This is a genomic window from Enterobacter asburiae (assembly GCF_024599655.1).
In the GTDB taxonomy this organism is placed as follows: domain Bacteria; phylum Pseudomonadota; class Gammaproteobacteria; order Enterobacterales; family Enterobacteriaceae; genus Enterobacter; species Enterobacter asburiae_D.
This window is the reverse complement of the sequence record NZ_CP102247.1, coordinates 956,800-967,697: the sequence shown is the minus strand read 5'-3', so window position 1 is coordinate 967,697 and position 10,898 is coordinate 956,800. Positions and strand designations below refer to the sequence as shown.

The following is a 10,898-nucleotide window of genomic DNA, read 5'->3' as shown; positions in this document are numbered from 1 at the left end:
GATTACACCGCCAGGGTTGTCCTGCGTCACGTTTGTGGAGAGCGGAAATCCGCTCCCCTTGAATGCGCGCCGCTTTTCCGCAACACTAATTGGTGTGTAAACGCTTACCCCCAATAAGAAGGTAATGAATGGCGACAATAAAGGATGTGGCCCGTCTGGCAGGAGTGTCGGTGGCAACCGTCTCCCGCGTGATTAACGACTCACCGAAAGCCAGTGACGCATCGCGCCAGGCGGTACAAACCGCCATGGAATCCCTGAATTATCATCCTAATGCCAATGCCCGCGCACTCGCCCAGCAGTCCACAGAAACCATTGGTCTGGTGGTGGGAGATGTCTCCGATCCCTTTTTCGGCGCGATGGTGAAAGCCGTTGAACAGGTTTCTTATCAGACAGGCAATTTTTTGCTGATCGGCAATGGCTATCATAATGAACAAAAAGAACGCCAGGCCATCGAGCAGCTGATCCGCCACCGCTGCGCGGCGCTGGTGGTACACGCCAAAATGATCCCGGATGCCGAACTGATTCATCTGATGAAGCAGATCCCCGGGATGGTCATCATCAACCGCATAATTCCCGGGTTTGAAAAACGCTGCGTGGCGCTCGACGACCGCTACGGCGCATGGCTTGCGACCCGTCATCTGATTCAGCAGGGTCACACCCGGATTGGCTATCTCTGTTCTAATCACCCAATTTCTGATGCAGAAGACCGCCTGCAGGGCTACTACGATGCCCTGCGCGAAAACGGACTGCCGTGTAACGATCGCCTGGTGGCCTACGGTGAACCGGATGAAAGCGGCGGTGAACAGGCCATGACCGAGCTGCTGGGTCGCGGACGGAATTTCACGGCGGTTGCCAGCTATAACGACTCGATGGCCGCAGGGGCAATGGGGGTGTTGAATGACAACGGGATTGAGGTACCGGCAGAAATTTCGCTGATTGGCTTCGATGACGTGCTGGTCTCTCGCTACGTGCGCCCGCGTCTGACCACCGTGCGCTACCCGATTATCACCATGGCAACGCAGGCCGCCGAGCTGGCGTTAGCGCTGGCTGAACAGCGCCAGCCGCCGGAAATTACGCATCTGTTTAGCCCGACGCTGGTTCGCCGTCACTCCGTTGCCTCTCTTGCGGAAGCGCAAAGCGAATAACGGTAGAGGTGAACCCGCGTGTTGGGGTATTCCAGCCCATCACCGATATACTGCCAGCCGTAACGTTCGTAAAAGTCGCGGCAGGCAGACCACAGATGCAGCTCGGTGTACCCGGCCTGCACGGCATACGCAATAACATGCTCCTGAAGCTTACCCGCGAGTCCTTTTCCTCGCGCCGCCTCATCCACGTACAGCGCCGCCAGCCAGGGATAAAGATCCTGACGCGTGATGAGATCGCAGCGCCATAATCCGACGGTGCCCAGAAGACGTTCATCCTCAACGGCAATAAACGTCATCGGCAGCGCTTCAGGCGTCTGGCTGTGATCGATAACGCTCTGGAAAAATTCACGCGGCAGGCCGTCACCGAAGGCCTGCCAGATCCAGTCGATCACCTGCTCCGCAAACTGCGGCGCGGCGTACAGCGGGAGGATCTTCATATCAGTTTCCCCTGAAAAAGAGGAACTGACTCAAACAGATAACCGTCGAAATCCGGCGCATCTTCATCAGACAGCTCCAGCAAACTTTTTTTCACATTTTCCAGATGCTGGAACATGGCCTGCCAGGCCCCCATCACGTCGCGACGGCGCAGGGCAGCAAGAATGGTTTGCCGGTCGCCGAGCCACTTCAGGCGATACGCACGACTGGCAATATGGACGTTAAACTGCTGCCACAGCGGGCTGCTGTCCATGTGGTGCCAGATACTTTCCACTGTTGCCAGCAGCATCTGATTTTGCGTTGCGCCCGCCAGCACCAGGTGGAACATCTTGTTGTTGTCCTGGCTGTTGTCGTCCGCGGCAATGGCGCGCTGTTCCTGCTCGATGATGCGGCGCAGATTATCGATATCCGCCCGCGTCGCCATTTTGGCGGCAAAAGCTGCGATGTTGCTTTCGAGCAGCTGGCGAGCCTGCAAAATCTCAAACGGGCCCACGTCGCTGTTAAGGAAACGCTCTTCCTCATTTTCATGTTCGTCGGGGATGCGCATGACGTAAACACCCGAGCCCTGACGGATATCCACCGTGCCCTGCAGCTCCAGCATCAGCAGCGCCTCGCGCACGATAGTGCGGCTTACGCCATAGGTCTCGGCAATGTTGCGCTCCGGCGGCAGGCGCGACCCAACGGGATAATGCCCCTGGATAATTTGCGCCCGTAAATCCTCGCCAATTTCCTGGTACTGTTTTTTTTCCGGCAGGATGACAGCCTTATCCACGTTTTCACCTGTTTTTTCAGTTAATGCGCAGGCCGGGCGTCCTCCCGGCCAGTTTGTACGCTATTTTATCAGAACGCTTACTTCCATTCATCGTCAACGCTGAGCGTCAGAACGCGCTCATCGCGCAACTGACGGAACCAGGTGGCCGATTTTTTCGCACGGCGGGCGCGGTTGTTTTCTAGATCGATTTCAATTAACCCATAGCGGTTTTTGAAGGCGTTCATCGGCGAGACGTTGTCGGTAAAGGCCCACAGCATATAGCCGTGGCAGTTCGCCCCCTCCTCGCGCGCCAGCAGCGTGTAGTAGAGGTGCTCGCTGATAAAATCGATCCGGTACGTATCTTCGATAACGCCGTCACGGTTGCGGAACTGCGCTTCGTTTTCAACGCCCATTCCGCTTTCCGCCACGAACCAGTCGATATTGCGGTACTCCTTTTTAATCCGCATCGCCATGTCGTAGATAATGCGCGGATAAATCTCCCAACCGCGGGATCTGTTCATCCGTCGCCCCGGTAGCTCAAACGGCTCGTAGTAATACGCCGGGTGGAACGGGGTCTCCGGATGCCAGGCGCGGGAAGGCGCTTTTACCCGGTGCGGGTAGTAGAGGTTGATCCCTAATTCGTCGACGGTGTTGTCGGCAATCAGCGCCAGTTCGTCATCCGTATAGGCCCACGCCACCTGGTGCTGCTCCAGCAGGGTAAAGAGCGCCTGCGGATAGCGCCCGTGCACCAGCGGGTCGAGAAAGACACGGTTGTAGAAAAGATCGTACATCTCCGCCGCCCGCACGTCGTGCGGCGCACGCGACCGCGGATAGGTTACTTCCGGGTTGAGAATACAGCCTACGGAACCGTCATACCCTTTCTCCCGAAACAGCTTCACAACCTTCGCCGTCGCCAGCACCTTGTTGTGATTCCACTGCATCCAGGTGCCGGTGTTCTGCTCGTACGGCCAGCGCAGCGCATCCAGATAAACACGGGTCTGTACCACAATCGGCTCATTGAAGGTAAACCAGCGGGTGACGCTGCCGTGAAAGCGTTCGAACACCTTTTCCGCGTAGCGGACAAACAGTTCAACCACATGCTTCGACGCCCAGCCGCCGTATTTCTCAAGCAGCACGCCAGGTAGTTCGTAATGCTCCAGGCAGATCATCGGTTCAATACCCTGGCGGTGCATTTCATCGAACAGGGCGGCGTAATACGCGGCGTACTCCTCATCTATCGTCACGTCTTCATAGTCGGTCAAAAACCGTGACCAGTTTATCGAGGTCCGGTAGTGCGTCAGCCCCGCCTGCTTCATCAGGGCGACATCTTCGCGGAAGCGGTTGATAAAATCGGTCGCCACCGCCGGTCCATAGCCGTTATGCCAGACGTGACGATCGTTTTTGTACCAGAGATCGATCCACGAATCCTGGCCCGGTTTTTTGCCGCTCCAGCCTTCGGTTTGCCAGGCTGACGCCGCTGCGCCGAGAATAAAATCCTGCGGCAGGGTTATCTTTTTTATGCTCATCATCACCTCAGGCGTTATCGGTAGCTTGCTGCAGCGCGGCCTGATCCGCACGGCGTGAGGCAATCTTCACAAACGGCAGATAGATAATGACGGCAGTGACAATGCAAATAAGCTGAGTTATCACCGCCCCCATTGAGCCTGCGGTGGAAAGCCAGGCGTTAATCAGCGGCGGTGTGGTCCACGGCACCATCACGACGGCTTTGCCGGCAAAACCGGTTACCGTCGCAAAGTAACCGATAGAGCCAGTAACCAGCGGCGTAATGATGAACGGAATGGCAAGGATCGGGTTGAGCATGATTGGCATACCGAAGATCACCGGCTCGTTAATGTTGAAAATGCCGGGGCCAATAGAGAGCTTGGCGATCTCCTTCATCTCTTTACGTTTGGTGGCGATCATCACCGCGATCAGCAGGCCGATGGTCAACCCTGACCCCCCGATGCTCATATACACGTCCCAGAACGGCATGGTGATGATGTTCGGCACCTCTTTGCCCTGCTCAAAGGCGCTCATGTTAACGGTGATCGCCCCCAGCAGCAGCGGCTCGCGGATCGGCTTGATCATCTGGTTGCCATGAATACCAATCACCCAGAACAGCTGGGCGACAAACATCAGCAGCAGAATGCCCGGCAGGCTTTGCACCACGCGCTCCAGCGGCTGCTGCACCACCTGGTAGACCGCGTCGTAGAGATACATGCCGGTAAGCTGGTGGAAAACGAAGCCAAACGTGGCAATCGCCGTGGTGGTGATAATCGCCGGGATCAGGGCCGAGAACGATGCCGCCACGTTAGGCGGTACGGTATCCGGCATCTTAATCTTCAGCCCCTTGCGGTTTTCCAGCCAGCAGTAGACCTCGACGGAGAGAATGGCGATAAACATGCCGAGGAACAGGCTGCGGGTGTCGGAGAACTGGCGCATCAGCACGTCTTTCACCACGTGCATTTCGCCGTCTACCAGCATTTCCACCGTGGTCGGCGTCACGCAGATGAAGCAGATCACCGCCAGCAGGCCGGGGAACAGGGATTTGATCCCGTTAATCCGCCCCAGCTCCACGCCAATCAAAAACACCGCGCCGATGTTGAGGAAGTTAAGCGTGGCGTAGTTTAGCGCGCTGGTGATCGGCTTTAGCGCGGCAAGAAACGACAGCGACTGGAAGCTCGCCAGGCCGTTTTTCGGATCCAGCACCATGTTGGAGATCAGCACGGAGAATGCCCCAACGATGATGACCGGCATTAAGGTAATAAAAGCAGACTTGATCGCCATGATGTAGCGATAGCTGTTGAATTTGGTGGCAAAACTGCCCAGAGCGTCGATCAGTTTTTCCTGTAATGCCATAGGGTAATACCTCAGTAAAAGGGCTTTTATTGAATAAGGTGTACAGCCGGATACTATTGGCATACCAAAAATAGCTTTATGGGGCTTTCTGTTCTGTGATTAAGCTCTCAACGGAGCAAGAGGTATTCCAGATGAGTATTTTTGACCATTTTGGCATGCCACTTAACGACGATAATTCCGTGCTGTCAGGTCGTTGCCAAAAAGCGTGATCGTGGCGGAGTTTTTGCGCTTCCCGCATCGCTTATACGCCGTGAGGTCTGTGTTAAACTGCAGACCATTACGTGGAAGCAGGAATGTAGAATGGCAACAATGCTGGATGTCTCACTGCGTGCGGGCGTGTCGAAGGCCACGGTATCGCGCGTGCTGAACGGCACGGGTCAGGTTAAAGAGAGTACGCGTCAGCAGGTGTTTGCGGCGATGGAAGAGCTGGGCTATCGCCCAAACTTTCTCGCGCGTTCACTCGCTAACCAGACCAGCAACAGCATTGGTCTGGTCGTCTCCACCTTCGACGGCTTTTACTTTGGTCGTCTTCTCCAGCAGGCGTCGCGGCAGACCGAAACCCACGGGAAACAGCTGATCGTCACCGATGGCCACGACGCGCCGGAACAGGAAGAACAGGCGGTGCAGATGCTGGCCGATCGCCAGTGCGATGCCATCGTGCTTTACACGCGCTACATGAGCGAGAAAGCGATCGTCAAACTGATGGACACCGTGAAAACGCCGCTGGTGGTCATTAACCGTGAAGTGAGCCAGGCGCCGGATCGCTGTGTGTTCTTCGAACAGCAGGATGCCGCGTTTAAGGCCGTGGATTACCTGATCGGCCAGGGACATCGGGAGATCGCCTGTATCACCGTTCCGATCCATACCCCAACCGGGAAAGCGAGGCTGATGGGCTATCGCAAGGCGCTGGAAAAGCACGGCATCCGCCTGGACGAGCGTCGAATAAAGTACGGTGATGCGGGTATGACGCAGGGATACGAGCTATGCAAGGAGCTGATTGCCAACGGCGTGCCGTTTAGCGCCCTGTTTGCCTGTAACGACGATATGGCGCTGGGTGCGTCCAAAGCGTTACACCAGGCGGGGCTTAAAATTCCGCAGGATATTTCACTGTTCGGCTTTGACGATGCCCCAAGCGCGAAATGGCTGGAGCCTGCGCTCTCGTCGGTTTATCTGCCCATCGACAATATGATTGTCACGGCCATCGATCAGGCGATCCGGCTGGCAAAAAACCAGCCGGTCGATGCCATCCCGCCGTTTACCGGCACGCTGGTCTTACGCGATTCGGTCACAACGGGGCCGTACTTTCATCAGATGAGTTCTAAAGCCAGCAGTTCCTGAATGGTCTGGCGACGACGGATCAGCCGTGCCTTGCCGTTATCAAACAGCACTTCCGGCAGCAGCGGGCGGCTGTTGTAGTTAGATGACATCGACGCCCCGTAGGCACCGGTATCATGCAGCACAAGATAATCACCCGGTTTGACCTCTGGCAGCGCGCGGGTCTCCACTTTGCCGCCTTCCTGCTGAGTGAACACGTCACCCGATTCGCACAGCGGTCCCGCAACGACCGTCTCAACCCGCGGCGCCTGCGTTAAGTCGCGGCCGTCGGCAGCCAGGGCGGTAATGTGGTGATAGCTGCCGTACATGGACGGACGCATCAGGTCGTTAAAGCCTGCGTCAATCAATACGAAGTGGCGAGACCCCATATCTTTCACGCTGCGCACCTGCGAAACCAGCACACCGGCTTCCGCCACCAGGAAACGACCCGGCTCAATTTCCAGCTTCACCGCGTGACCAAGATGCGCGGCAATTTGATCGCGCGCGGCGCTCCACAGACCGTAATAGTGATCGGTATCGATCGCCTCTTCGCCTTCGCGATAGGGAATGGAGAGGCCGCCACCGGCAGAGATCGCCTCCAGATCCTGACCGAAGTCGATAACCTGGCGCACCATCGCGCCGCACACCTGCTCCAGGTGGCCGTAATCGACGCCAGATCCAATGTGCATATGAATACCCACCAGCTTCAGGCTATAGCGCTGTAATACCTCCAACGCGGCGGGCATATCGGCATACCAGATCCCGTGCTTGCTGTTTTCGCCGCCGGTATTGGTTTTTTGGCTGTGACCATGACCAAAGCCCGGATTCACGCGCAGCCAGACGCGATGGCCGGGAGAAACCTGACCCAGCTGCTCCAGCATATCCACAGAACCGGCGTTCACCGGGATCTGCAGCTCGTGGACGCGCGAAAGCGTCGCATCGTCGATCACGTCGGCGGTAAAGACGATCGCGTCGTCGTCGGCTTTCGGATCGAATCCGGCCGCCAGCGCACGCTCGATTTCGCCCAGTGAGACGGAGTCGACCTTCACGCCCTGCTCACGCATCAGGCGCAGAATATGGATATTGGAGCAGGCCTTCTGGGCAAAGCGCACCACGTCAAACTGATGCAGGGCGGCGATCTTCTCGCGAACGATCTGCGCGTCGTAGACCCACACCGGGCAGCCAAACTCGGCGGGCAGGCGCAGCAGGTTGTCAGCGTTCAAATCGGTATCAGTCTGGTTCAGCGGGCGTGGCATGGTCTTCTCCGGATAAATGCGTTTTCATGATTACGCCACAGCGCGAAGAGAATAAAAAATATCGTTTTATCGCGAGTCTATGCAAAAATGATATGGACAGTAATCTGCATTCAGGTGCCCTATGCCCGCCGTCAATTTACGCCATATCGAGATTTTTCACGCCGTGATGACCGCCGGCAATCTCACCGAAGCCGCGCAGATGCTGCATACCTCGCAGCCGACGGTGAGCCGCGAGCTGGCGCGCTTCGAGAAAGTGCTGGGGCTGAAGCTGTTCGAACGCACCCGCGGCAGACTTCACCCGACGGTGCAGGGGTTACGCCTGTTCGAGGAAGTTCAGCGCTCCTGGTACGGACTGGACAGAATAGTGAGCGCTGCGGAAAGCCTGCGCGAGTTTCGCCAGGGCGAGCTGTCGATCGTCTGCCTGCCCGTCTTTTCGCAATCTTTTTTGCCGATGCTGCTTCAACCCTTTCTGGCCCGATACCCGGAGGTCAACCTCACCATCGTGCCTCAGGAATCCCCCCTGCTTGAAGAGTGGCTTTCGGCTCAGCGCCATGATTTAGGCCTGACCGAAACCCTCTCCACGCCAGCGGGAACGGCGCGCACGGAGTTGCTCTCGTTAGATGAAGTGTGCGTTCTGCCCGCCGGGCATCGGCTTGCCGGTAAGGCGGTGCTCACACCGGAGGATTTCCACGGGGAAAACTACATTAGCCTGTCGCAGACCGACAGCTACAGACAGCTGCTGGATACGCTGTTTGCCGAGCATCAGGTCAAACGGCGAATGGTGGTGGAAACGCACAGCGCGGCTTCGATTTGCGCGATGGTGCGTGCAGGCGTCGGCGTCGCGGTGGTGAATCCGCTCACGGCGCTGGACTATGCCGGAAGCGGGATCGTCATCCGTCGCTTTAGCGTCTCCGTCCCGTTCACCGTGAGCCTGATCCGCCCGCTGCACCGTCCGGCCTCCGCGCTGGTGGACGCGTTCACCGAACACTTAACGGAGCACGCGCGTCAGGTGGCGCTTCGCTTACCTGACCTGCAAAACCCGTTATGACAGCATAAACGCCACGGCATCCGCGGCATGGATGGCGGTGGTATCGAACACCGGGACGGGGCTTCGCTCGACGGGCACCAGCAAACCGATCTCGGTGCAGCCGAATATCACCCCTTCGGCCCCCTGCTGCGCGAGTTTATCGATGACGCTGACGTAATACGCCCGGGAAGAGTCGTTGAAGGTACCGAGGCAGAGCTCGTCAAAGATAATCTGATTGATGCGCGCCCGATCGTCTTCATCAGGGATCAGGCTTTCGATTCCAAATTCACTGTGCAAACGTCCGCGATAAAAATCCTGTTCCATGGTGTAGCGTGTGCCTAAAAGCGCTACGCGGCGCATTCCGGAGGCCGTAATCGCACGCCCGGTCGCGTCCGCGATATGCAGAAACGGCAGCGCGCAGCGGTCCTCAATATGCGACGCCACTTTGTGCATGGTATTGGTACAGAGCACGATACCCTCTGCGCCGGCGCGCTCCAGCCCCAGCGCCGCCTGGGCCAGGATCTCCCCGGCTTTATCCCACTCGCCGCTCGACTGGCAGGCTTCGATCTCATGGAAATCAACGCTGTGCAGCAGCAGGCTTGCGGAGTGCAGACCACCCAGACGCTGCTTTACCCCTTCGTTAATCAGGCGGTAATAAGGGATTGTCGATTCCCAGCTCATTCCACCTAACAGGCCGATCGTTTTCATCATCCCTCCTTATCTTTGGTCTCTTTTTTAACATAACCGATGCGCATAAAAAAAGGCGCTCTGTTCAGCGCCTTTTTTCAACTGCAGTTTTTATTTCGCCACCGGCTCTGGCGGCGAAGTACGGGTGAGCATCGCCTCGCGCAGTAAAACGCTACCGCAGGCAAACAGCCCCCCCAGAAGCGCCGCCAGAACGACAATCAGGGCCTTGCCCGGACCATCCTTTTTCACCGGCATGGAGGGCGAAAGCTGATACCTGAATGGCTCAAGCTTAACATCGGCAAAAGAGAGCTTTTTCAGCTGCGCCAGGTAGTATTCCCGGTTCTGGAACTCTGCATTCAGCTCAGTCACATCCTTCAGATTTTTTTCGATCTGCAGCTTCTGCGCGATACCGTCCGCTCCGAGCGCAACGGAGTAATCCGGGTCATCTTTTATCGCCTGCCCGTTGCTGTAAACCGGCTTCTTGATGCCTGCGGCATTTGCCACTGCCAGCGAATAATTCAGTCGCTGCAGGTTGGTATTGTGAATATTGGTCAAACGGACACGATCCAGTTCCAGCTGCTGCTCAACGACGTTCGTTTTCAGGGCGATCTGGTCGCGAATATTCTGCACCGTCTCTTTTTCAACAATAGCCGCGATATAATCGATGTATCCCTCCAGGACGGCTTGCGCATCGTTTGCTGTCGGTGCAGAGAAGCTCAATGTCCAGGAAACATAAGGTGCGTTATCCGCGTCTTTACCCTGTACGTCATTCACCGCTTTCATTCGGTCTGAGATGTTGACTATAGCGCGATGCAGCTCAAGCGGGTCCACCTCGACAGCTTTCAGCTGCGATATCACGTAAGGAGAGGTTGCCATGTACTCTTCAAGCAATGACAGTGACTGGAACTTTTTAATAAACAGGTCAAAGACTTGCGGACGGGTAATCTTCACGTCCACATCAAGCACCTGTAACGCCACCATCATCTGGCGCAGCGGGTTCCACTGCAGCTGTTCTGCCGGGGTGATCACCGCTTTACTGGTCCATTTTTGCGGCAGTAAAAATGAAACGGCCAGCCCCACCAGCGCGAAAGCAAAAACAATGGCGACGATACGTTTTTTCGCTGCCAGAAGGACTTCAAACAGTCCCAGAAGATCTATCTCTTTTACGCTTACAGCCGGGGCGGCATAACGGGGAAAGTCGAGGTCTGTGCTTTTTTTGAAATCCATTTCTGACATAGCGATTCTTCTTTTTCTGGATGCAACGCATCTTTTCACAATTGATTGCGGTGGACCGATAATACAGCAACATAAGAAAAATCCTAATGCCAGTTCCCTCTCTGTGTCTACTTCCTACCAGAGTTAGTAGTGAGCTTAATCACATTATTACTGTGATTAAGCCACCTTTCCCTTTCCAGTTACGCCAT

The 10,898-nt window shown here is 56.3% G+C and carries 10 protein-coding genes; 3 read left to right on the top strand and 7 right to left on the bottom strand.

Annotated features, from left to right (window positions below):
* Positions 1 to 128 precede the first annotated feature (128 nt).
* Positions 129 to 1,145 (top strand): HTH-type transcriptional regulator GalR, encoded by a 1,017-nt coding sequence (galR, locus tag NQ230_RS04735; RefSeq protein ID WP_193940398.1) that lies wholly within the window; start codon positions 129 to 131, stop codon positions 1,143 to 1,145.
* On the opposite strand, the gene NQ230_RS04730 is transcribed toward galR, so the two are convergent.
* From NQ230_RS04730 to NQ230_RS04715, 4 genes are all read right to left on the bottom strand, one after another.
* Complete coding sequence (locus tag NQ230_RS04730) at positions 1,106 to 1,582, bottom strand: GNAT family N-acetyltransferase (protein ID WP_193940399.1); 477 nt, start codon at positions 1,580 to 1,582, stop codon at positions 1,106 to 1,108. The two genes, galR and NQ230_RS04730, sit on opposite strands and share 40 nt — an antisense overlap.
* Positions 1,579 to 2,352: a GntR family transcriptional regulator gene (locus tag NQ230_RS04725; RefSeq protein ID WP_024909303.1), complete on the bottom strand. Its 774-nt coding sequence runs from the start codon at positions 2,350 to 2,352 to the stop codon at positions 1,579 to 1,581. The genes NQ230_RS04730 and NQ230_RS04725 overlap by 4 nt, the downstream gene beginning before the upstream one ends.
* A gap of 77 nt (positions 2,353 to 2,429) precedes the next feature.
* The gene (locus NQ230_RS04720; RefSeq protein WP_257261316.1) at positions 2,430 to 3,857 is read right to left on the bottom strand and encodes a glycoside hydrolase family 1 protein; all 1,428 of its coding nucleotides are present in this window, start codon (positions 3,855 to 3,857) and stop codon (positions 2,430 to 2,432) included.
* A gap of 7 nt (positions 3,858 to 3,864) precedes the next feature.
* Entirely contained in the window at positions 3,865 to 5,190 is a 1,326-nt protein-coding gene (locus tag NQ230_RS04715) for a PTS sugar transporter subunit IIC (protein ID WP_193940401.1), read from the bottom strand.
* Positions 5,191 to 5,490: 300 nt separating this feature from the next.
* On the opposite strand from NQ230_RS04715, the gene NQ230_RS04710 reads away from it, so the two are divergent.
* Positions 5,491 to 6,528, top strand: coding sequence for a LacI family DNA-binding transcriptional regulator (locus NQ230_RS04710; protein ID WP_159514837.1), 1,038 nt, complete (start codon positions 5,491 to 5,493; stop codon positions 6,526 to 6,528).
* Here NQ230_RS04710 and lysA read toward each other — a convergent pair.
* Entirely contained in the window at positions 6,498 to 7,760 is a 1,263-nt protein-coding gene (gene lysA / locus NQ230_RS04705) for a diaminopimelate decarboxylase (RefSeq protein ID WP_257260208.1), read from the bottom strand. The two genes, NQ230_RS04710 and lysA, sit on opposite strands and share 31 nt — an antisense overlap.
* Positions 7,761 to 7,881: 121 nt before the next feature.
* Here lysA and NQ230_RS04700 point away from each other — a divergent pair, with 121 nt between their 5' ends.
* Entirely contained in the window at positions 7,882 to 8,808 is a 927-nt protein-coding gene (locus tag NQ230_RS04700; RefSeq protein ID WP_257260207.1) for a LysR family transcriptional regulator, read from the top strand.
* Here NQ230_RS04700 and NQ230_RS04695 read toward each other — a convergent pair.
* Positions 8,803 to 9,495 (bottom strand): aspartate/glutamate racemase, encoded by a 693-nt coding sequence (locus tag NQ230_RS04695; RefSeq protein WP_257261315.1) that lies wholly within the window; start codon positions 9,493 to 9,495, stop codon positions 8,803 to 8,805. The genes NQ230_RS04700 and NQ230_RS04695 overlap by 6 nt on opposite strands.
* A 90-nt stretch (positions 9,496 to 9,585) precedes the next feature.
* On the bottom strand, positions 9,586 to 10,710 hold the full coding sequence (gene wzz(fepE), locus NQ230_RS04690; protein ID WP_257260206.1) for an LPS O-antigen length regulator Wzz(fepE): 1,125 nt from the start codon (positions 10,708 to 10,710) through the stop codon (positions 9,586 to 9,588).
* Positions 10,711 to 10,898 lie beyond the last annotated feature (188 nt).